Here is a 22,021-nt window from a genome sequence, read left to right as displayed (position 1 = left end):
CCTTTCTGTCTTGGTTCGATACCTTTTTATTGTACCACAGCAGGCGGGGTTTGTCACAAAAAGGCGAAAAAAAGCCCCGGAGGGCGGGTGCTCTCCGGGGCGGGATGTGATTCAATTACTGTGCAGATCAACCTTCCACTCTAAAGCCGATAGCAACATAGGTCTTGCCGTTGATGGTCTTTGCGCCAACGCCCAGCGCGGTAAACTTGGCTTTCTGACCAACATTCGCTCTCTTCATCTGAGCAAAGCTCCAAAAGGTATCAATGTTCTTCGGCGTGATCGTTTCTGCCTGAGCCGCCTCATAGGAGGACATCACATATTTGCCGGTGTTCTGGACATCGTAACAAATCATTACCCAATTCTGGGTCTTTTCAGTCGGTTCTTCTTTCGTCCAAAGTTCATCCTTGGTCAGAGTTTCTTTGTTGGCCATTTTTTCAATATACTCGACAGCCAACTTCTTAATGGCGGCATCGTTTTCGAAGTTCTCACCAAACTTCTCATTCAGTTTTGTCATATAGGCCTGCTCGACCTTGCCTTCAAACTTCGCGGTGGCTGCATCGTTGCCGGTACCGCCGCACGCGGTGAGCATTGCCAGAACCATCACGCCGGCCAGAAGAACAGCCACAAGACGTTTCATCTTTTTCATGTTAGATTCCTCCATAATAAAATAAACTACAGGCCTTTTCCGCGTCCCAAACGCCCGGACGGCCTATGTTTATTTTACAACACACCCCCCCGTGTCAATGTGCAGACTGCCTATATTTTTCAGTTATTTTCGGGCAGATAAGTCCGTTCCTTGGACGCAGAAAGCCCCGGAGGGCGGCCTTGCAGCCACGCTCCGGGGGAAAAAGGTGAGGAGTTTTAGTTTTGGGGGTATGCAAGGTTCTTGAGCTGGATTGCCACGGCCAAATAGGTGCCCTTCTCATTGCTCTGAACAACAACGGCAACCTTGGTCCAGCAGCCATTCGCATTTACATCGACATTCGTACCGGGATATGTGCTACCAATGTGGTTGGTAATCTTCTCGATCAGGTCCTGCAAGCGCTCACCGTACCGGTATTCCGTCATTACCGTGATTGTAATGTTCTCTTCTGGGTCGGGTCTAATACCCTTCACCTTAACGTCGCTCTTGAATCTGCCAGTTTTAAGTTGCGCATTCAGATCCGTCAGCAGCATATTGCGAAGCTCCGGATCATTGGTTTTAGCGGTTTCGCTGCACTGAGGACTGCTCGTGAGCGCCGTCAGCATTGCCGCCTCTTTCTGTTCATCTGTGGAGCCGCCGCCACCGCCGCTGCAGGCGGTGAACAGGAGCATGGTCAGCGCACCTGCCAGAAGCAGGGCAACGATCTTGGAAAGCTTCTTCATAGGGTATCCCTCCAGTCTGATGATTTTGTGGATATGTTTCGCAGTTCAGAAGGCAGTTCCCCTTTCGGGGTGCTCCTCTTGCCTTGATTATATCCAACTGGAGTCGGAATTGTCAATGGGGAAGTTTCCCAAAAACAGGAAGGCTTCTTCGTGAAAAAGGCACGAAAACAGGTGCTATTTGTTGCGGTATTGTAATTGTTATACCGGACTTCGCAAAGAATCTTTGCCGTCTGACATTTCCTGCCAGACGCCGGAGAGGTCACCCTGTTTTTGCGGCAGAGACCGCCCGCTTAAATTTGGACGGATGTTGTGGGCTGGGCGCTGCCGCCGCGGCTCCCCAGACGGTACTTGAAATCCCCGTAGCCAAAGTGCGCCAGACGCCGGAGCGTCCCGTCCGCGCACAGCTGCCAGATGTCCGGCAGGGGCATCCCGTTGAAGGTGTTGTTCTTGCAGGTGGAATAGATAGCCATATCGCCGAAGATGAGCCGCTGCCCCTCGGTGAGGGGGGCGGCAAAGCTGTAATCGCCGATCACATCTCCGGCAAGGCAGGTGGGCCCGCCCAGACGGACGGTGCAGGGCTTCTCCCCCGGTTCGCCCGCGTCCAGCAGCGGCGGGCGGTAGGGCATCTCGATGACGTCCGGCGTGTGGCAGGCGGCAGACAGATCCAGAATGGCAAGGCTGGTGTCACCGTTTTGCAAAGTGTCCAGCACCGTGGTGACGAGATAGCCCGCGTTCAGCGCCCATGCCTCGCCCGGTTCCAGATACACCTGAACGCCGTATTTTGCCTGCATCCCGGTGATGCATTTTTCCAGCAGGGACAGGTCGTAATCCGGGCGGGTGATGTGGTGCCCGCCGCCGAAATTGAGCCATTTCATGCGGGGCAGAAGGTCGCCGAAGGCGGCTTCCACCGCCGGGAGCGTCTCGGCCAGCGCATCGGCGTTCTGCTCGCACAGGGTGTGGAAGTGCAGGCCGTCCAGCAGGGCGGGCAGCTCCGGATGCTGCTGCAGGGCGGCGTCCCACTGGGCGCGGGTGGTGCCAAGGCGGCTGCCCGGGGCGCAGGGGTCGTAGATCTCATGGCCGTCCTGCGTGGAGCGCTGCGGATTGATGCGCAGGCCCACGCTTTTGCCCGCCGCCTTTGCCGCCGGGCCGAACTTTGCCAGCTGGCTGGGCGAGTTGAACACGATGTGGTCGGCGTACTGCAGCAGCTCCGGGAACTCGTCCGCCCGGTAGGCCGCGCAGAACACATGGTTCTCCTTTTCCGGCAGTTCTTCCCGGCCAAGGCGGCTCTCGTACAGGCCGCTGGCTTCGGTGCCTGCCAGATAGGGCGCCAGCACCGGGTAGAGATCAAAGTTGGAAAAGGCTTTCTGCGCCAGCAGGATGCGGCAGCCGGTGCGCTGCTGCACCCCCAGCAGAATTTCGCCGTTGCAGCGCAGCTGTGCTTCGTCCAGCAGATAGCAGGGCGTGGGCAGAGAGGCCAGTGCTTTGTCTGTCAGGTTTGCAAGGCCCGCAAAGGGCGGGCGGCTGTCGTGCACCTGCATCAGTCCACCAGCGCCGGGTTGTGGCTCTCGGAGCGGGGCAGGCCGTACTTGTCCAGAGCGTCCAGATACGGGTCCGGATCAAACTCTTCCACGGTGTGCACGCCCTTGGTGGTCCACTTGCCGGTAAGCAGCATCAGTGCGCCGCACATGGCAGGCACGCCGGTGGTGTAGCTGATGGCCTGACTGCCCACCTCCTTGTAGCACTCCTGATGGTCACAGACGTTGTAGATGTAGTAGGTCTTTTCCTTGCCGTCCTTTTTGCCGGTGAAGATGCAGCCGATGTTGGTCTTGCCCTTGGTGCGGGGGCCGAGGCTGGCGGGGTCCGGCAGGAGCGCTTTCAGGAACTGGATGGGCACGATCTCCTGACCATTGAAGTTGACCGGGGTGGTGGACAGCATGCCCACATCCTCCAGACAGCGCATGTGGTCGAGGTAGCTCTGGCCGAAGGTCATGAAGAAGCGGATGCGCTTTGCCTCCGGGATGTTCTTGGCAAGGGACTCGATCTCCTCATGGTGCAGCAGGTACATATCCTTGTCGCCCACCTGATCGAAGTTGTACTCCCGCTTGATGCTCATGGCCGGGATCTCCACCCAGTGGCCGTTCTCCCAGTAGCTGCCGGGAGCAGACACCTCGCGCAGGTTGATCTCGGGGTTGAAGTTGGTGGCAAAGGCATAGCCGTGGTCGCCGCCGTTGCAGTCCAGAATGTCGATGGTGTCGATGGTATCGAACTCGTGCTTCTTGGCGTAGGCGCAGTAAGCCTGGGTCACGCCCGGGTCAAAGCCGCTGCCCAGCAGGGCGGTCAGGCCGGCTTCCTCGAACTTCTTGGCGTAGGCCCACTGCCAGCTGTAATCAAAGTAGGCAGAGAAACCGGCTTCCTTGCAGCGCTTCTCGTAGATGGCGCGCCACTGGGGGTCGTCGGTGTTCTCCGGCTCGTAGTTGGCGGTATCCATGTAGTTGACGCCGCAGGCAAGGCAAGCGTCCATGATGGTCAGGTCCTGATAAGGCAGGGCGATGTTCATTACGAGGTCGGGCTGATACGCCTTGATGAGGGCAATGACCTCTTCCACCTTGTCGGCGTCCACCTGTGCGGTGGTGATCTTGGTGGCGGTCTTGGGAGCCAGCTCTGCAGCCAGCTTGTCGCACTTGGACTTGGTACGGCTGGCGATGCAGATCTCGGTGAACACCTCGGGCACCTGACAGCACTTGTGGATGGCAACGGAGGCCACGCCGCCGCAGCCGATGATCAGAACTTTGCTCATTGTGATATCTCCTTTACTGGTTTGGACCCTCTCCGTCATCGCTGCGCGATGCCAGCTCCCCCGAAAGGGGGGAGCTTTTACTTTTTGAGGGAGAAGTATTCTTCTATTGAACGATATTTTTTATCGGGATCGCTTTGAATCTGAAAGGTTCTTACTCCACTTCTTCCAGCATCTGTTCCAGAAATGCCGGCAGGTAAAATGCACCCACATGCAGCTTGGTGGTGTAGTAGCGGGTGCGCATGTTCAGGGCCTTCCATGCCGCCGCATCCAGATCATCGATGGGATGATACTTCTTGCTTGCAAAGCCGAACAGCCAGTAGCCCGCAGCAAAGGTGGGGATGTGGGCCTGATACACCCGGCTGATGGGGAAGGTGCTGGCAATGCGCTTGTGGCTGCGCTGCATGGCGCTGGCGTCCTCGGCGTAGAAGGGGCTGCCCTGCTGGTTGACCATGATGCCATCCTCTTTCAGGGCGTTGAAGCAGCTGCCGTAGAACTCGCGGGTGAACAGACCCTCGGAGGGGCCGAAGGGGTCGGAGGAGTCCACGATGATGAGGTCGTACTCCTCCTCGCAGCGGCGGATGTACTTGAGGGCGTTCTCAAAGTAGATGTGCACCCGGCGGTCATCCATGCGGCAGGCATTGCCGGGCAGGTAGGCGCGGCAGGCTTCCACCACCTGCGGGTCCATCTCCACAAGGTCGATGCGCTCCACCCGGTCGTAGCGGGTCAGCTCCCGCACCACGCCGCCGTCGCCGGCACCGATGACAAGGATATCCTTGGCCTCCCGGTGCACCGCCATGGGCACGTGCACGATCATTTCATCGTAGATGAACTCGTCCCGCTCGGTCAGCATCACGTTGCCGTCCAGCGTGAGCACCCGGCCAAACTCCGGGGTCTCAAAGATGTCGATGCGCTGGTAATCGCTCTGCCGGGAATAGAGCTGTTTGTTCACCCGGATGCTGTGCTTTACGTCCGGGGTGTGAAACTCCGAAAACCAAAATTCCATCTGCGTTCCCTCCTTATGCCAGAACGTTCAGCCGCTCGATGTCCGGGTCCTCGGGACCAGTCATGCTGCAGCCCTTGGCCTTGGCGTACTCGATGTAGTTCAGGATCTCCTTTGTGATGCGCTCGCCGGGGGCCAGAATGGGGATGCCCGGCGGGTAACACATGACGAACTCGCTGCACACCATGCCCTCGGTCTCCCGGAGGGGCAGGCTCTTTTTGGGGGCGTAGAAAGCCTCCTGCGGGCTGGCGGCCACAACGGGGTCGATGTATTCCTGACTCAGCAGGCCGGAGCCATCGGTCTGGTAGCGGCGCTTGATCTCGGCCAGTGCGCTGACCAGACGCTCCACCTCCTGCGGGCGGTCGCCGATGGAAAGATAGGCAAGGATGTTGCCGATATCGCCGAACTCGATCTGGATGTCGTACTCGTCCCGCAGGATGTCGTAGACCTCGATGCCCGCAAGGCCGATGTCCAGCGTGTGGACGCTGAGCTTGGTGGTGTCAAAGTCAAAGACGGAGTTGCCGTTGCACAGCTCCTTGCCAAAGGCGTAGTAGCCGCCCACGGCGTTGATCTCCTCCCGGGCATACTCGGCCATGTCTGCCACCTGGTGGAACACCTGCCGGCCCCGCAAAGCAAGGTTGCGGCGGGAAATATCCAGACTGGACATGAGCAGGTAGCTGCCGGAGGTGGTCTGGGTCAGGTTGATGATCTGGCGCACATAGCCCGGGTGCACGTTGGGGCCGATGAGCAGCAGGCTGGACTGGGTCAGGCTGCCGCCGCTCTTGTGCATGGAAACGGAAGCCATATCCGCGCCCGCCGCCATGGCAGACACCGGCAGGCCGCCGCCGAAGTAGAAGTGGGTGCCGTGGGCTTCGTCCGCAAGGCAGAGCATCCCGGCGTCGTGGGCCATCTTGACGATGGCACGCAGGTCAGAGCAGATGCCGTAGTAGGTGGGGTTGTTCACCAGCACGGCCACCGCATTGGGATGCTCCCGGATGGCCTTTTCCACCTGTTCCCGCTTCATGCCCAGCGAAATGCCAAGGCGCTTGTCCACCTCGGGGTTCACGTACACCGGTACCGCGCCGCACAGCACCAGCGCGTTCAGCACGCTGCGGTGCACGTTGCGGGGCAGGATGATCTCATCGCCCCGCTTGCAGGCGGTGAGCACCATGCTCTGCACGCTGCTGGTGGTACCGCCCACCATGAGGAACGCGTGGGCAGCGCCAAAGGCGTCTGCGGCCAGCTCCTCTGCTTCCCGGATGACCGATACCGGGTGGCAGAGATTATCCAGCGGCTTCATGCTGTTCACGTCCACGCCCACGCACTGCTGGCCCAGAAAGGCCGTCAGCTCCGGGTTGCCGCGGCCCCGCTTGTGTCCGGGCACATCAAAGGGCACCACCCGCATCTTCCGGAACCGCTCCAGCGCCTCGTAAATGGGGGCGCGGTTCTGGTTGAGCTTTTGTTTTTTGTTCATCCATTCCACCTCTTTTTTACGACCCGGCACACAAAAAAACACGGGCCGGCTGAACAGCACAAAGACCGTTCTGCTGACCCGTGAAGGCAGTTCCCAATGTTCCCCTGCCCAAAGCGCGCCAAATTTCCCGGCGCATTGCGCGGGAAACAGAAGCAGGCTATTGCGGCAGGACATCGAGATGAAGTTTTGTCAGAGTCTATATAGCACTTACTACTTTTACTACTCTTATTGACCGTTTCACAAGTCAGCGCAGCGGGCGCTGTTCGGTTTGTAAGAAACCAACTTATAAAATTTGAGCTTTGAACTCAATCAATAATGGCAGCTTGCGCCGCCGGTCGGCAGTGAACCCGGCTGTCCGTATGGCCTTGACTCCCTGACGGAGTGGTTCGAGTGTAATGCTCCTGGAAAGACCCTGATAGCTCTTCATCTCTCCAAAATCGTGTTGATTTTAGCATACCCGGGGGCCTGTGTCAACAAAATTTTATCAACTGCCCTCGATTTTACAAAATTACGCCCAAAAACTTTGCCTGTTTACACATTTTTAACATTTTTGCGTGGTAAAATGAGGTCGTAAAAAGGAAAAGGATGTGGAACACATGCAACACTGTCCCGCCCGCGCGGCACAGCGGCTGGCGGCGGCAGTTCTGGCGCTGTGCCTTGTGCTGGCTCTGGCCATTCCCCATGCCCATGCAGCTGCCCTGCAGGAGACACACGGTATCCGGATGCTGGAGTTCAGCACCAGCCACATCCTCTCCATCGGCAACCAGACCTCCGGCAAATGCAGCTGGTACGCACTGCGCTACGCCCGCACCATTCTGGACGGAAAAACCTGCTCCGGCAGCGGCATGTGGTCGAACGGGGCGGTCTGGTCGGCAGGCGGGTACTATGGTTACTCCGGCAGCCTGTCCGAGTGCCTGCAGAAGCTCTACACCGAGCTTTCCGCCGGGCGTCCGGTGATCGTACATCTGAAAAACACTGCGGTGAGCGGCGTAAAACGGCACACGAACCGCACTTCTACTTATGAATACCACCTGACCGGCTCCGGCTGGAACGAGGTGAACTACCCCCATATCGCCACCAGCGCTGCGTATGGCCACTGGGTCTGCGTGGTGGGCATCCGTGCGGATGCAGACCCTGCAGACCTGAAGGAAAGCGATTTCTACGCGCTGGACCCGGCACGCGTCTCGGCAAACGGCACACTGGCTGTGACCCGGCTGCTGGACGACACCATCTGGACTGACAATTCTCCGCTGAAAACAGCAGGCTGACAAAATTAGAAAAGCAAAAAAGCTGGCGCTTCTGCGTCAGCTTTTTTGTTTGTGCAGGCCCTCTCGGTCTCGCTTTCTTTTCCGAACCCTCTCAGTCTCGCTTTGCTCGACAGGCTTTGACTGAGAGGGTCTCGCATCAATATCCTCTTACCGAGAAGCCGCGCTCCCACGGGTCGGGCGGCAGATCCTTCTGGCGGATGCCGGTGATCCGGATGTAATCGCTTTTCTGGATCATGGCGAACAGCCGCATGAATTGATCCGGGTCGCCCTGCACTTCCAGCGTCACGCTGCCATCATCCTCGTTCTCCACCCAGCCGGTCAGCTCCAGTGTCTGGGCCGCATAGCGGGCACGGTAGCGGAAGCCCACCCCCTGCACCTGCCCTTCGATGGAATAGCGGCGGCGCACCGTTCCCTGCGGCAGAGCAGGCGGCGTGCGGTCTTTTTGCTTGAGAAAATCAAACATTTTTACAGCTCCTGATACGCGGTCATGAGGGCCGGGATGAACTGCTTTTTGCGGCTCACCACACCGGGCAGCGTAAAGCTGCCGTCCTCGGCGGGCTGGGTCTCAAAGCCGTCGGCCAGCACCTCGGAGGCATAGCGGCCATCGCTGATGACCACGCTTTCTTCCTTGGGCACGTCGGTGAGCAGCATGTAGATATCCTCCACGTTCTGCTTGTTGCGGGCCTCTTCCAGATAGGGCTGCAGCAGTGCTTCGGCGGCCTGCAGGTTTTTGCGGGTCATGTAGCTGCCCTGTGCCACGCCAAAGCGGATATCACCGCACATGAACACCTTGAAGTCCTGCAGGAACACCTCCTCGGCGGTCTTGCCGTCCAGCTTTTCGCCGGCTTCGAACATCTCATTGGCAAACTCGTTGATGTCCACCCCGGCGATCTTTGCCAGACGGTTGGCGGCACCCACATCCATGGGGGTGCAGGTGGGGCTGCGGAACACCAGCGTGTCCGACAGGATAGCCGCCAGCAGCAGACCGGCGGTCTTTTGGGGATCTCCACCCCGCTCTCGTCGTACATCTGGGTGACGATGGTGGCGGTGCAGCCCACCGGCTGGTTGCGGAAGTACACCGGGCCGCTGGTCTCCAGACTGCCGATGCGGTGGTGGTCGATGATCTCCAGGATCTCGGCCTGATCGAAGCCCTCCACCGCCTGCGTTGCCTCGTTGTGGTCCACCAGAATGATGCGGCGCTTGCGCAGATTGATGATGTTGCGGCGGCTGACCATGCCGCAGTATTTGCCATCCTCATCCAGAATGGGGAAATAGCGGTGGCGCACCTTGGCCATCACGCGGGTAACATCGGCCACCGGCGTGACGAGGGTGAACTTCATGATGTCGCTGCGGGTCATATAGTAGGAGATGGGCGCACACTGGCTGATGAGCTTGCCGGCGGCATAGGTATCCACCGGGGTGGTCATGATGGCAACGCCGGTCTCCTCGGCAATGCGCTGGATGGTGCGGCCCACCTTGGCGTTGTTGCACAGGATGAGCAGGGAGGCTTCCTTCTCGATGGCGCACAGCTGGCTCTCGTAGCGGTTGGTCAGGATGACGATATCGCCCTTTTCCATGCTGTTTTCCAGCATTTCCGGGGTGGCGGTGCCAATGCGGATGTGCCCGGTGGTGCACACCGCGTCCTCGCTGCCCACCGCCATGGTGGCCCCCAGTGTTTCCAGAATGTTCTTGTAGCTGGTGCGGCTCTTGGCAAGGATGCCGGTATCGAACAGGTCCATGTTGGCGGTGGCGATGTCCTTCACCGTGATCAGACCTTCCAGCTCGTTGTCCGCTGCCGTCACCGGCAGGGTGTCGATCTTGCGGTCGCGCATCATCTCCCACGCCTTGCGCAGGCTGGTGGAGCCGGGGATGCCGGGCATTTCGCGGTAGTCCACATCCCGGATCTTGGGGTTGACGTCCGTGCACATGCGCGGGGGCCTGACCCCGAATTTTTTGAGCACGAACTCGGTCTCCTGATTCATTTTGCCTGCACGGCGGGGTTCGCAGACCAGATCACTGGTCTTGTTTTTCAGCTCTGCATAGGCGATGGCCGAGCAGATGGAGTCGGTGTCCGGATTGCGATGTCCGATGACAACGACTTTATGGGCTGTTTTGGGCATATTGTTCCCCCTTTGGGTCCTGGTTTACCTTCTATGTTGATCTCATTTACCATGGTGCACTCCCCGCTCCTGCACAGCGCGGTGCACCTCAGATTTATTTTAGCACAATTGCCTGCACGGGTAAAGCGGAACAAACGCTGGTGCATGGAACTCCATTTTCCGCATGAAGGCTTCCCCCGGTCGGGGGAAGCTGTCACCGCAGGTGACTGATGAGGGCGCAGGACAGCAGCATTTCACCCTAAGTACCCCTCATCCGGCGCTACGCGCCACCTGCTCCCCCTTTTGTCGCTATGCGACATTTTCCCCCGGTGCGGGGGAAATCTGTCCCCAAGGGGTGAAGGCTTTAGCTCCAGATCAAGCTTCCAAAATTGATTTCCGTGTTTTGTTGTATCCATCTCTTGTAATTCTGCGCGTTCTGCTGTATGATATAGGTCATGTATCCAAGCGCATCTTGTCACCGTTACGGAGGAACCTATGACAGCAACCAAAACGCCCGCGTTCCATAAGCCGCCGCTGTTCACCCGGCAGCAGCTCATTGCCCTGCTGCTGCCGCTGATCGCAGAGCAGGCGCTCAGCGTGACCATCGGTCTGGCGGACACCCTGATGGTGTCCTCGGTGGGAGAAGCCGCCGTGTCGGGCGTGAGCCTTGTGGACAGCTTCAACACCCTGATGATCCAGATCATGAGCGCGCTGGCCACCGGCGGCGCGGTGGTCACCAGCCAGTACATCGGCCGGCAGGAACCCCGTGACGCCCGGAACGCCGCCGCGCAGATCCTGTTCATCCTGTCCAGCTTCAGCCTGCTGGTGGCCGCCGTTGTGGTGGTGGGCCGCCATGCCATCCTGCAGGGCATCTTTGGCTCCATCGACGCGGACGTGATGCACTATGCCGAGACCTACTTCCTGCTCTCGGCCCTGAGCTACCCCTTCATCGGCCTGTACAACGCCGGTGCGGCCCTGTTCCGGGCGCAGGGCAACAGCAAGATCAGCATGCTGTCCAGTCTGGTGATGAACGTGGTGAACATCGGCGGCAACGCCGTGCTGATCTACGGCTTCAAAATGGGCGTCATGGGCGCAGCGCTGGCAAGCCTTGTGTCCCGCGCCATTGCCTGCTTTGCCGTGCTGTACCTGCTGCAGAAGCCCGACTGCCCGCTGCGTGTGGACGGCCTGCGTGCACTGGCCCCCAAAGCACGGCTCATCCGGCAGATCCTGCGGGTGGGCATCCCGGCCGGCATCGAGAACGGCATGTTCCAGATCGGCAAGCTGTCCGTTTCCAGCCTGACCTCCACCCTTGGCACCGCCGCCATTGCAGCCAACGCCGTGGCAAACACCACCACCACCTTTTTGAACATCCCGGCCAACGCCGTGGGCATGGCCGCACTGACCGTGGTGGGCCAGTGCCTTGGCGCAGGCGAAAAGGATCAGGCCGTGTATTACTCCCGCCGCCTGATGCTGTTTGCCTACTGCGGCGCATGGGTCATGAACCTTTCGGCCTTCCTGTTTGCCAACAAATTTGCACTGGGCCTGTTCAACCTCTCGCCCGAGGCCTACGCCATGGCGCTGGAAGTGATGGTGTGGTTCAACATCGTTTCGCTGTTCATCTGGCCTTCCAGCTTTACCATGCCCAACATCCTGCGTGCGGCAGGCGACGCCCGCTTTACCATGACCGTGAGCATCGTGTCCATGTGGGCCTTCCGGGTGGGCTTCTGCTACCTGTGTGTGCTGGCCTTCCACGGCGGCCTGCTGGCCATCTGGATGGGCATGTATCTGGACTGGGCGTTCCGCTCCCTGTGCTTCTTTGTGCGCTTCGTGCGCGGCAAGTGGCTGGAACAGAATGTGATCTGAGGACCCGGTGATCGGGATGCCTTCTGCTTTGGGTATAGGCTTTTTATCTGAAACTGTACAAAGGGACTGCTGCACATGATTTCGTGCGGCAGTCCCTTTTATATTCCCGTAACCAAAGCTGCGCTGCGGATTCACCCCAATTTTTACGCAATACGCACAAATAATTCATTTGTTTTTCAGTAATGTTGTCCGCTTTCCTTCTTGTTTTTGTCACATTCCCGGCGTATAATTTCTCAATGCTAAGAGATTTTGCTTCTGCAAAAAGGAGGCTTTTTCAATGAAGCACAGTTGGTTTTCGCGCCATCCCATCTGTTTCATGGCGCTTTATCTGTTGTTTTATCTTTCCGCATTCAATTTTCTGGAGACGCGGATCTCCATGCCCCATCTGGTGCTGGTGCACTGCCGGCTGGACGACCTGATCCCCTTCTGCAAATATGCCGTCATTCCCTATTTTGCATGGTTCGTGTGGATCCCGTTCACACTGTTCTATCTGCTGTGGCGTGCCCCGCGGGAGGACTTCTGGCGGCTGTGCCTGCCGCTGTTTGCCGGCATGACCATCGCACTGGCCTGCTATGTCATCCTTCCCACCGGCCTTGCCCTGCGGCCCTATTACGTGCCGGGCAACGACTTTTTTGCCCGCACCGTGCGGACGCTGTACCGCACCGATACCCCCACCAACGTGTGCCCGTCCATCCATGTGTTCAACTCGGTGACACTGCTGCTGGCGTACTACCGCTGCCGTATTTTTGAGCAGCCGCGCCGCCGCTGGATGCGTCCGGCCGCTGCTGTGCTGTGCACTTCCATCGTGTGCTCCACCGTGCTGCTCAAGCAGCACAGCTGCATCGATGTGGCGCTGGGCGCCTTGCTGGCACTGGCACTGGATGCCCTGTTCACCCGCTCCGAGGAGCGCAGCGAAGTGCCGCAGATGCGGTGGAATTGATACGCAAAAAGAGAGCGCTGTCCAACGACGGCGCTCTCTTTTTGCTTTAAAACAGCCCTTCCGGCAGGCAGACATCCTGCTTTGGCACCTTTGCCCAGGAAAACTCCCCGATCAGGCTTTCCGGCGTGCGGGGCGCAGGCTCCGGCTGCAGGCCGTAGGCGTAGGCAAGCTTGCCCACGATCTCCTGCGCGGTGTATTTTGTGCGCAGATTTTCCAGACTCTGGTCGCCGTCCCGCTTGGACAGCCGCCGCCCATCCGGGGCCAGCAGCAGCGGGCAGTGGGCAAACCCCGGTGCCTGCAGGCCCAGCAGGCGGTACAGGTACAGCTGCCGTGCCGTGGAGGACAGCAGGTCTGACCCGCGCACCACTTCGGTGACGCCCATGCGGGCATCGTCCACCACCACGGCCAACTGATAGGCGAACACACCGTCTGCCCGGCGCAGGTAGAAATCGCCGCAGTCCCGCAGCAGGTTCTCGGTGTGCGGGCCCATGCAGCCATCTACGAATGTGATCTCTTCATCCGGCACCATCAGGCGGTAGGCCGGGGCTTTCTTTTTGCGTTTTTCTGCAATTTCGGCGGCGGTCAGGCCCCGGCAGGTGCCGGGGTAAATGACATTGCCGTCTGAGGTATGGGGCGCACTGGCCGCGTGCAGCTGGGCGCGGGAGCAAAAGCACGGGTACACCAGACCCCTGTCCTCCAGCTTCCGGAAGCTGGAGGCGTAACCTCCGCGCACTCGCTCTGGTAATAGGGGCCGTTCGGCCCGCCGGTGCTGCCGCCCTCGTCCCAGACAAGGCCCAGCCAGTCGAGGTCCTGCTCCAGCAGGTCGGCGTAGAGCCGCGGGCAGCGCTCGGCGTCCAGTAGCTCAATGCGCAGCACGATGCGTCCACCCCGGCTTCTGGCGCTGAGCCACGCCAGCAGGCTGCAGGCCAGATTGCCCAGATGCAGCCGACCGCTGGGGCTGGGGGCAAAGCGGCCGGTTGGCGGTACAGGCTCTGTTTTTTGCGTAAAAACTGCTTGTTCTTGCATGTGTATCCTTTCAGCCGCCGGACGATTTAAAATTGCCGACGCGTTCGCTTTGGCAATATCAGCGGAAATATTATTATATTCGCGTTTGTCGCGCTCTGCGGAGCGCTCCAAACGCATTTTCACGGGAAGGGTCGTAACGGTAAACGGCATATGCTGACGCTGGCTCCCTGCGGGAGCATTCGCGTCAGCATGAAAACATGCTGTTGCCCTTACGTTTCGTCGCGCAGCGACTTAAAACCGGCGGAACACAAAAAATCCTTTCGCTCTGTGCGGGAAGCCGCTTTTTCCCTATTATAGTTGCCCGTCCGCCAAAGGTCAACAGACCACCCTGTCCAGCCGCTGCTCCACCGCCTGCCGGACCTGCGGCGCACGGATGCCGAAAACGATCTGTACATTGCAGCCGTTTTGCACCACCCCGCTGCAGGGCAGCGCCCTCAGCGCCTGCTCCCGGACAAAGGCCGCATCCTGCACCGTGACCCGCAGGCGGGTAAAGCAGTTGTCCACCGTGCAGATGTTCTCCCGCCCGCCGAGGGCTGCGATGAGCTTTTCCACCCCGGCATCGTCCAGCGGTGCCGCTTCCGGCCGGACAGGCTCCTCCGGGCGTCGGCCCGGCGTGGGCAGGTCCAGCGCTTTGATGAGCGCCGTGAAGACCACAAAGTACACCGCGATCTGGACAAGGCCCAGCAGGTAGAGCACCGGATAATGGGTGCGGGCTACACCGGCAGAGAGGTTCATTGCCAGCGAACCCAGAAGGTTGGAGGTAAAGGCGGTCACATGGCACAGGTGCAGCAGCACGATGAACGCGCCGGAAATGGCCGCATGGGCCAGCCACAGCACCGGTGCCGAGAAGCAGAACAGAAAATCCATCGGCTCGGTGACCGAGGCCAGTGACGCCGTGAAGGCCAGCGGCAGCAGCTGAGCCGCCGTTTTGCGGCGGCTGCCGCGCCGGGCACAGAAGATGAATGCCGCCGCAATGCCAAAGTAGCCGAACGTCTTGGTAAAGCCGGTGTACATCCACACGATGCCATCGGAGAAGGGCAGGTTCAGATTGTACTCGGTCATCATGACCACATAGGCACCGGTATAGGTGACGCTGCCCACCGTGAGCTGACCACCCAGCTGCGAGAACTGGAAGGGCATATACACCAGATGGTGCAGGCCCGTGGGGATGAGCAGCCGCTCCAGAAAGCCGTACAGGAACAGGCCGATATTGCCGGACGCCGCAAGGAAGCCGGTAAGGGCAGCAATGGCCTTTTGCACCGGAGGCCAGACAAAACAGGCCCCAAAGCCCAGCACCGCCGCCAGCGCTGCCATGCAGGTAAAGGACCACCGCTCCCCGGAAAACACGCCGCCCAGGACCCCCTGTGGGCTTTTTTACAGGTGCGGTCATACACATGGGCCGTCAGCAGGCCCAGCAGCACGCCGCCGAATACGCCGGTATCCACGGTCTGGATGCCCAGCACGCTGGTCTGGCCTGCACCGTACAGGCCGGTCAGGCCGTCCGGCTGCGCCAGCAGGCCCAGCTCGGCAAGGGTGACATTGCCGGCGGTGAGATAGATGAAGTAGCTCATCAGCGCAATGAACGCCGCCTGATGCTTTTCCTGCTTTGCCAGCGACGCCGCAAGCCCGGTGCAGAACAGCACACTGAGGTTGGAGATGACCGCCGACAGGCATTTGTAAAGGATCCTGCCCATCAGCCGCACCGGCCCCCACTGCAGCAGCGGCAGCGCCCCGGACAGCGCGGTGCTGGTGAGCAGGGCCCCTGCTGCCAGCAGCAGGCCCGCCGCCGAAAGATAGGTCAGCGGGGCCAGCATCGCGCGGGAGAACCGCTCCAGTGCGGCCGTGAACCGGTGTTTCATGGCGTTTCCTTCCTTTCCGGCCGCCGATGCGGCAAAGTCCTATCTGTAGTCAACCGATTTTTGCGGAAAATGTCAAGAATGCAAAGCTCCTAAAAATGCCGCCGTTCTTTGTGCAGGGTGCCGATTCCCCGCTTGAAATTCGTTCTGCCCCGTCCGATTGACAACCGCTGCCGCAGAACGTATACTTAGGGTGTATCGTTTTGAGGTGCTGCGGCTTCTGCGCCAAGGCACTGCTCATGGAGGACACTGCTATGAAATCAAGATATACCCGCATCCTCTCTGTTCTGCTGTGCGCCGCACTGGCCTGCAGCATTCTGGTCGGCTGCAGCACTGCTGCCAGCAGCTCCGAAGCGCCCAGCTCTGCCAGCAGTTCTGCAAGCTCCGCTGCTTCCAGCGAAGTGCTGCCCGATTCCACCACCCGGGCCGACACCTCCGGGCTGAACCCCGGTGATTTTGACGAGAACTCCATCTTCTCCATCACCGGCACCTCTGCCGCCTTCGAGCCCTGCCTCGGCTGGGGCCCGGGCGTATCCGGCTGCTCGCTGAAATCGGTGATCGCAGCGGCATCCCTGCTGCAGTGGGCGGAAGACGCCCGTCTTGCCTCCCGCACGCCGGATGCTGTGCAGGAAGCCTTCTACAACTGGTACGACACCCTGGACGCCGACGAGCAGGAGAGCTTTGCCGAGGCCTGGACGATGATCGAGCCGGACGCGCTGAGTCTGCTGAGCGACAAGGAGAGCATGACCGGCCGCATCGAGGACGCCGGCCTTGACCCGGACGCTTTGCCCGGCTGCACCCTGAAGAACTGGCAGGCCCTGCAGACCGTGCTGGACGACTGCGTGCCCGCAGTGGGCCAGTGAAACCCAACATAAAAAGAAGCTGACCGGACTGGTCAGCTTCTTTTTGTTTTTGCGAAAAGGCCGGGGCCGCCTGCGGCATCAAACCTTCTTCAGCACATACTGGCGGGTGCCCATGCCGATCTTTTCGGCCTGATCCAGCGTGGCCTTCCACTCGATGTTGGGGTTGGAATCTTTGAAGTTGTCATGGTGGCAGTTCCAGCCGGGCTTTGCAAGGTTCTGGCCCAGCTGGCTGTTCGGCAGCGGCTGTGCATTCAGGCAGGCGTCCGCGCAGGCCTGATCCAGCGCCACCGGGTCAAAGGACGCAAAGATGCCGATATCCGGCAGGATGGGAGCATCGTTCTCGCAGTGGCAGTCGCAGTTGGGGCTGATGTCCTGCACCAGAGAAATATGGAAGCAGGGACGACCGGCGCACACGGCAGCCGCATACTCGGCCATCTTGCGGTCCAGCATCTCATTGGCGCTGTCGCACTGGGAATAGATGGCGTCAAAGTTGCAGGCACCGATGCAGCGGCCGCAGCCCTTGCACTTGGTCTGGTCAATGACGGCCTTGTTGTTTGCATCGTAGGTGATGGCATCGGAGCCGCACTCCTTGGCGCAGCGGTGGCAGCCGCGGCACAGGCTCTGCTGCACCTCCGGGTGTCCGGCGGCGTGCTGTATCATCTTGCCCGCGCGGGAGCCGCAGCCCATGCCGATGTTCTTGAGAGTACCGCCGAAGCCGGTGGATTCGTGGCCCTTGAAATGGGTCAGGCTGATAAAGATATCCGCATCCATGATGGCGCGGCCGATCTTTGCCGTCTTGCAGTATTCGCCGTTCGGCACCGGCACCTCTGCCTCATCGGTGCCGCGCAGGCCGTCCGCAATGATGACCTGACAGCCGGTGGTCATGGGCCAGAAGCCGTTCAGCTGGGCACAGGTGAGGTGCTCCAGTGCGTTCTTGCGGCTGCCCGGATACAGGGTGTTGCAGTCGGTCAGAAACGGCAGACCGCCCTGCTCCTTGCACAGATCGGCCACCACCTTGGCATAGTTGGGGCGCAGGAATGCCAGATTGCCCAGCTCACCGAAATGCATCTTGATGGCAACGAATTTGCCATCCATATCAATGTCCTTGATGCCGGCAGCAATGCACACGCGGCGCAGCTTGTCCAGCAGGCTGGTGCCCACGGGACAGCGGAAATCTGTATAATAGACCTTGGATGCTTCCATAGCAATTCCCTCCATTTTGCTTTGTACGGCACGCTGCCGCATACTCTCTTGCTTTTCAGTATAACACAAAGTTTTTCAAAGAAAAAGAGCGGGATAAAGGCGGCGGGCACCCCTCTGTGTCCCACGATCAGAATGGCCTCCGCTGATCGCTCTGGCCATATTTAGCGGAACTATTATTTCATAAGGAATGAAAGCCGGAAATCTGCGGATTTCCGGCTTTCAATTTTCACGGGAAAGAGTCGTAGCGGGCAGCGGCATCTTGCAAAAGGCATGAAACCTTAAACACGCGACTACGCTCTGTGCGGGAAGCATTCCAAATCAGAAGATGGCCGTCACAGCCGCCACTGCCAGCACGATGATGCCCAGCACGATGCGGTAGACGCCAAAGAATTTGAAATCGTGGCGCTTCACATAGTCCATCAGGAAGCGGATGGCGGCAAGGCTGACGCCAAAGGCCACCACACAGCCCACTGCCAGCACGGCCACCTCGGTGCCGGTCATCACGGAGCCGCTGACGGCGAACTTGACCACCTTGAGCAGGGATGCGCCCGCCATGACCGGGATGGCCAGATAGAAGGTGAACTCTGCCACGCAGGCGCGGGACAGGCCCAGCAGCAGGCCGCCCACGATGGTGGCACCGGAGCGGGAGGTGCCCGGGATAATGGCCAGACACTGCCACAGGCCGATGATGAGGGCATCGCGGTAGGTGATCTGTTCCAACTTTGTCACATGGGGCGTGATGCGGCGGTTCTCCACCACGAAGAACAGGATGCCGTACAGGATCAGCATGGCCGCAACGGTGATGTAATTGTAAAAGTGATCTTCCATCCAGTTGTCCAGCGGGCTGATGACAAGCACCGGCAGGGTGGCGGCCACCACCTTGAACCACAGGCTCCAGACGCTGGGCTTGGAAATGACGCGGCCCCGCTTCATGCCAAAGGGCCACAGCTTGCCCCAGAACAGCACCACCACCGCCATGATGGCACCCAGCTGGATGACCACCCGGAACATGGACATGAACTCTTCACTTGCATTGAATTTGATGACCTGCTCCAGCAGGATCATATGACCGGTGGACGAGATGGGGAGCCATTCGGTAATGCCCTCCACAATGCCCATCAGGATCGCTTTGATGATCTCAAAAAACGTAAGAAACCCCTCCTTGTGCCAAAGCACAGCGCTTATTTTGTACCAGTATACCATACTATGCCTTTCTGCGCACGCCGAATGCGAAAATTTTACCGGAAGGCTCTCTGCCGCTCTGCGGGCTGTAACTGCGCCCCAAAATGTGATATACTGATGCAAAGACCCTTTGTCTCCGGTTTTATCCGCAGATCCGAGCAGAAAGCAAACACTGCTCGTATTTTTATCAGGTTATTTTACAATGAGGTGAACTGCATGAACATTCTGGTGATCGGCTGCGATCAGGTGGGCGCTTCTCTGGTCCGTGATCTGGAGCACATCGGACACGATATCTCCCTGATCGAAAAAGACCCCGAGCAGCTCAAACGGCTGGATGCTTTCGACGACTACCGCTTCCGCGGCACGGCACTGGTGGGCGACCCTACCGACCCGGATACCCTGCGGCAGGGCGGCATCGACAACTGCGACGCCGTGGCCGCTGTGAGCGAGGACGACTCGGTGAACCTGATGGCGGCACAGATCGCAAAAAGCATCTTCCGCCGGGAAAAGGTCATCTGCCGCGTGTCCGACCCGCATCTGCAGGTGCTGTATCACAAGGCCTACGAGATCGACACCATCTGCCCCACCGTGCTCACCGAGCAATCGGTGTTCCGCGCACTGGCAAAGTAAAAGCGAGGGAAGCATATGAAAGTTTGTATTGCAGGCGGCGGCAAGGTGGGCATGTATCTGGCCCAGAGCCTGCTGGCCCACCACCACAAAGTGACCATCATCGAGCCGCAGGAGATGCTCTGCCGCACGCTGGCGGATTCGCTGGATATCCCGGTGATCTGCGGCGATGCCATCAGCTTTGACACCATGCGCACGGCCGATGTGGCCAGCTGCGACGCCTTTGTGGCCGTGACCGGTGCGGACGAGAACAACCTTGTTGCCTGCCAGATCGCAAAGCGGGAATTTGGCGTGAACCGCACCGTGGCCCGGGCCTCCAACCCCAAGAACCGGGAGCTGCTGCACACGCTGGGCGTGGATACCGTGGTGTGCGGCACCGACAACCTGAGCCACATCCTCGAGCGCGAGATCGAGACCGACACCATCCGTCAGCTGCTCTCACTGGGCGGCGGCACGGCCAGCCTGAACGAGATCCTGCTGCCGGAGAACTTCCAGTTTGCAGGGCAGGCGGTCAAGGACATCCCCATGCCGGGCGACGTCATTCTGGTGTGCATCACCCGCGATGCGGAGTTCATCATCCCCCACGGCAACACCACCCTGCTGCCATGGGACCGCATCCTCTGCCTGACGCAGGATGACACCCTGCACCTGCTGATGGACGCATGGGGCCTTTCCGGCAAATGACCGAGGGGGATCTGCTGCGCACCGCGCTGATCATCCCGCCCAAGGGCCGGGCCGTTGTGTGCAGCTGGGCCAGTGTGCCCGGTGTGTTCTGCGCGCCCTTCGTGTTCTGGCAGAGCCGCTTTGCCGGATGCATCTTCTGCGCCCTGTGGGCGGGCCTGGTCTTCGCTGTGTGGGCACGGGCCTGCAGCTTTGCAGCACTGCTCACGGCACAGGATCTGGCTGTGCAGGCAGGCATCGCCTTTGCCGTCACGCGGCAGCTGCCCCGCCGGGCTGTGACCGGCGTGTGGGCCCTGCGCACGCCGCTTCTGTGGCTGGCGGGGTGCAGCGTGCTGGTGGTGCGCGGCCCGGGCGTACAGCTGTTCCTGCCGGGCGTGGACGCCCTGCAGGCGCAGGCTCTTGCCGCTGTGCTGATGGAGGACACGCCATGACCGAACGCGGCTTTCACCCGTTTGCGGTGCTGCACTTTCTGCGCAAGACCATCCTGCTCTATCTGCTGCCGCTTTTGCAGGTGCTGTTTGCCCGCAACTGGGCGGCACTGCGCACGGCTCTGGTGCAGGGCGCGGTGCTGCTGGCGGTGATCGCTGCCGTGAGCGCTGCCGTGCTCCATACAAGCCGCTGGCAGGTGGATGAGCACGGGACCCTGCGGGTGTGCTGGCGGCTGGGCGTGCGGCTGGACCGCTGCCTGAAGGCCGGGCAGCTGGCGGCGCTCACCATCGAGCGGCCCCTGCTCTACCGGCTGGCCGGTGCAAGCCGGGTGGTGCTGTACCCTGCCGGGCAAAAGCGCACCCTGACCCTGCTTTTGAACGCACAGGACGCACAGCTTCTGGCCGACTGCATGATGCCGCGCCGGGACGCCGTGGCCCACACCCCGCGCGGCGGCGAAAAGCTGGCCTTTGCGGTGCTGGGTGCAAACGGTCTTTCCACCCTTGCCCTTCTGGCGCTGGCCATCAGGCAGAGCAGGCCCTATGTGCCGGACGCACAGACGGCGGCCTTTGCCCACCTGAACCAGCTGGCAGCGTGGGCGGCACGCTGGCTGCCCATGGGCACGGCATGGCTGCTGGTGCTGGGCGGCGTGCTGTTCTGCGCAAGCCTTGCGCGCAGCGCGGCCCATGCAGCCCACTACACCGTGTGGCGCACCGAGAGCCATCTTGGCAGCCGGGGCGGCTTTGTGCACCGGTACGAGATGCGCCTTGCGCTGGAGCACCTGAGCTATGCAGACCTGCGCCGCTCGCCTGCCACCCGGGCGCTGGGCTGCTGCCCGGTGTTCGTCACGGCCGGCAGCTGCCGGCCCGAGATCCCGCTTCTGGTCTGGCGGGAGGGCAGTCCCTTTCTGCAGGAGCTGCTGCCCGGCTTTGCCCTGCCGCCCAAAGCGCCGGTGGACACAGCAGGCCGCAGCATCCCGGCGTATTTTCTGCCTGCCGGCATCCCCTGCGGGCTGTGTCTGCTGCTGACGGCGGTATCCCGCTACACCCTGCCTGCCCTCACGGTGCCGCTGCTGGTGGTCACCGCCGTGTTTGCGGCCCTGCTTGCAGGTGCGGCTGTCGGCTACCGCAGGGAGGGCATCTGGCTGCAGGACGGGCATCTGACCCTGCGCCGGCAGCGCGGCTTTCACCTGCACGAGATCTGCGCGCTGTGCCCTGCACCGGCCCTGACGGCCCTGCGCTCCCCCTGGGCGGCGGCGGTGGGGCGCACCGATTCTTACCCTCACCTTTCCGGGCGGGGTGAAGTGCAAGGTGCGCAGCGTGAAATGCAGTGAATTGCCATTTTTGCTTTT

At 60.3% G+C, this 22,021-nt stretch carries 18 protein-coding genes and 3 pseudogenes; 8 read left to right on the top strand and 13 right to left on the bottom strand.

The features are described from left to right. Positions 1–127: 127 nt before the first annotated feature. The 6 genes from ACKXF7_RS04655 to ACKXF7_RS04630 all read right to left on the bottom strand — a co-directional run bounded on the left by ACKXF7_RS04655 (position 128) and on the right by ACKXF7_RS04630 (position 6,636). Positions 128–646: a hypothetical protein gene (locus ACKXF7_RS04655; protein WP_423742273.1), complete on the bottom strand. Its 519-nt coding sequence runs from the start codon at positions 644–646 to the stop codon at positions 128–130. A 215-nt stretch (positions 647–861) separates the two neighbouring features. After that, positions 862–1,365, bottom strand: coding sequence for a hypothetical protein (locus ACKXF7_RS04650; protein WP_423742272.1), 504 nt, complete (start codon positions 1,363–1,365; stop codon positions 862–864). 290 nt (positions 1,366–1,655) lie between these two features. Then, positions 1,656–2,903, bottom strand: a complete 1,248-nt coding sequence (locus ACKXF7_RS04645; protein WP_423742271.1) for a carboxynorspermidine decarboxylase — start codon at positions 2,901–2,903, stop codon at positions 1,656–1,658. Then, positions 2,903–4,162, bottom strand: a complete 1,260-nt coding sequence (locus ACKXF7_RS04640) for a saccharopine dehydrogenase C-terminal domain-containing protein (RefSeq protein WP_423742270.1) — start codon at positions 4,160–4,162, stop codon at positions 2,903–2,905. The genes ACKXF7_RS04645 and ACKXF7_RS04640 overlap by 1 nt, the downstream gene beginning before the upstream one ends. Before the next feature lie 151 nt (positions 4,163–4,313). Beyond that, a complete protein-coding gene (gene speE / locus ACKXF7_RS04635; protein ID WP_423742269.1) occupies positions 4,314–5,165 on the bottom strand; it encodes a polyamine aminopropyltransferase in 852 nt (283 codons plus the stop codon). Positions 5,166–5,178: 13 nt separating this feature from the next. Beyond that, positions 5,179–6,636 carry an aminotransferase class I/II-fold pyridoxal phosphate-dependent enzyme gene (locus ACKXF7_RS04630; RefSeq protein ID WP_249237610.1) on the bottom strand — a complete coding sequence of 486 codons (1,458 nt, stop codon included), beginning with the start codon at positions 6,634–6,636 and terminating at the stop codon, positions 5,179–5,181. Positions 6,637–7,232: 596 nt separating this feature from the next. On the opposite strand from ACKXF7_RS04630, the gene ACKXF7_RS04625 reads away from it, so the two are divergent. Continuing rightward, a complete protein-coding gene (locus ACKXF7_RS04625) occupies positions 7,233–7,904 on the top strand; it encodes a hypothetical protein (RefSeq protein WP_423742268.1) in 672 nt (223 codons plus the stop codon). A 136-nt stretch (positions 7,905–8,040) separates the two neighbouring features. Here ACKXF7_RS04625 and ACKXF7_RS04620 read toward each other — a convergent pair whose 3' ends face one another. Further along, on the bottom strand, positions 8,041–8,367 hold the full coding sequence (locus tag ACKXF7_RS04620; RefSeq protein ID WP_339394418.1) for an acylphosphatase: 327 nt from the start codon (positions 8,365–8,367) through the stop codon (positions 8,041–8,043). Between the two features lie 2 nt (positions 8,368–8,369). Next, positions 8,370–10,024 (bottom strand): annotated as a pseudogene (locus tag ACKXF7_RS04615) (putative manganese-dependent inorganic diphosphatase). A 474-nt stretch (positions 10,025–10,498) separates the two neighbouring features. Here ACKXF7_RS04615 and ACKXF7_RS04610 point away from each other — a divergent pair. Together ACKXF7_RS04610 and ACKXF7_RS04605 are read left to right on the top strand one after the other, a co-directional pair. Then, a complete protein-coding gene (locus tag ACKXF7_RS04610) occupies positions 10,499–11,866 on the top strand; it encodes an MATE family efflux transporter (protein ID WP_423742267.1) in 1,368 nt (455 codons plus the stop codon). Between the two features lie 277 nt (positions 11,867–12,143). Continuing rightward, positions 12,144–12,806, top strand: coding sequence for a phosphatase PAP2 family protein (locus ACKXF7_RS04605; RefSeq protein ID WP_339394421.1), 663 nt, complete (start codon positions 12,144–12,146; stop codon positions 12,804–12,806). Between the two features lie 46 nt (positions 12,807–12,852). Here the strand turns inward: ACKXF7_RS04605 and gluQRS are convergent. The 3 genes and pseudogenes from gluQRS to ACKXF7_RS04590 form a co-directional block, all read right to left on the bottom strand. After that, positions 12,853–13,832: pseudogene (gene gluQRS, locus ACKXF7_RS04600) on the bottom strand (tRNA glutamyl-Q(34) synthetase GluQRS). A gap of 315 nt (positions 13,833–14,147) precedes the next feature. Then, a complete protein-coding gene (locus ACKXF7_RS04595) occupies positions 14,148–15,146 on the bottom strand; it encodes a PTS transporter subunit EIIC (RefSeq protein WP_423742266.1) in 999 nt (332 codons plus the stop codon). 119 nt (positions 15,147–15,265) lie between these two features. Then, positions 15,266–15,646 (bottom strand): annotated as a pseudogene (locus ACKXF7_RS04590) (PTS transporter subunit EIIC); the annotation flags it as partial. A gap of 296 nt (positions 15,647–15,942) precedes the next feature. On the opposite strand from ACKXF7_RS04590, the gene ACKXF7_RS04585 reads away from it, so the two are divergent. Then, positions 15,943–16,551, top strand: a complete 609-nt coding sequence (locus tag ACKXF7_RS04585) for a hypothetical protein (protein WP_423742265.1) — start codon at positions 15,943–15,945, stop codon at positions 16,549–16,551. Positions 16,552–16,629: 78 nt separating this feature from the next. Here ACKXF7_RS04585 and ACKXF7_RS04580 read toward each other — a convergent pair whose 3' ends face one another. Both ACKXF7_RS04580 and ACKXF7_RS04575 read right to left on the bottom strand, forming a co-directional pair. After that, positions 16,630–17,754: a DUF362 domain-containing protein gene (locus ACKXF7_RS04580; RefSeq protein ID WP_044953149.1), complete on the bottom strand. Its 1,125-nt coding sequence runs from the start codon at positions 17,752–17,754 to the stop codon at positions 16,630–16,632. A 318-nt stretch (positions 17,755–18,072) separates the two neighbouring features. Continuing rightward, positions 18,073–18,957 (bottom strand): undecaprenyl-diphosphate phosphatase, encoded by an 885-nt coding sequence (locus ACKXF7_RS04575; RefSeq protein ID WP_423742264.1) that lies wholly within the window; start codon positions 18,955–18,957, stop codon positions 18,073–18,075. A 195-nt stretch (positions 18,958–19,152) separates the two neighbouring features. Here ACKXF7_RS04575 and ACKXF7_RS04570 point away from each other — a divergent pair, with 195 nt between their 5' ends. From ACKXF7_RS04570 to ACKXF7_RS04555, 4 genes are read left to right on the top strand one after another with little or no spacing between them, the layout of a single operon-like run. Continuing rightward, positions 19,153–19,566: a potassium channel family protein gene (locus ACKXF7_RS04570; protein ID WP_249237621.1), complete on the top strand. Its 414-nt coding sequence runs from the start codon at positions 19,153–19,155 to the stop codon at positions 19,564–19,566. A gap of 15 nt (positions 19,567–19,581) precedes the next feature. Beyond that, the gene (locus ACKXF7_RS04565) at positions 19,582–20,247 is read left to right on the top strand and encodes a potassium channel family protein (protein ID WP_249237622.1); all 666 of its coding nucleotides are present in this window, start codon (positions 19,582–19,584) and stop codon (positions 20,245–20,247) included. Continuing rightward, complete coding sequence (locus ACKXF7_RS04560) at positions 20,244–20,675, top strand: hypothetical protein (protein WP_423742263.1); 432 nt, start codon at positions 20,244–20,246, stop codon at positions 20,673–20,675. Before ACKXF7_RS04565 ends, ACKXF7_RS04560 begins: the two co-directional genes overlap by 4 nt. Beyond that, positions 20,672–22,003 carry a PH domain-containing protein gene (locus ACKXF7_RS04555; RefSeq protein WP_423742262.1) on the top strand — a complete coding sequence of 444 codons (1,332 nt, stop codon included), beginning with the start codon at positions 20,672–20,674 and terminating at the stop codon, positions 22,001–22,003. The genes ACKXF7_RS04560 and ACKXF7_RS04555 overlap by 4 nt, the downstream gene beginning before the upstream one ends. Positions 22,004–22,021 lie beyond the last annotated feature (18 nt).

This window comes from Faecalibacterium sp. 7 (assembly GCF_049562865.1).
Classification (GTDB): Bacteria; Bacillota; Clostridia; order Oscillospirales; family Ruminococcaceae; genus Faecalibacterium; species Faecalibacterium wellingii.
The sequence above is the reverse complement of the archived record's forward strand: the minus strand, read 5'-3'. Positions and strand labels throughout refer to the sequence as shown.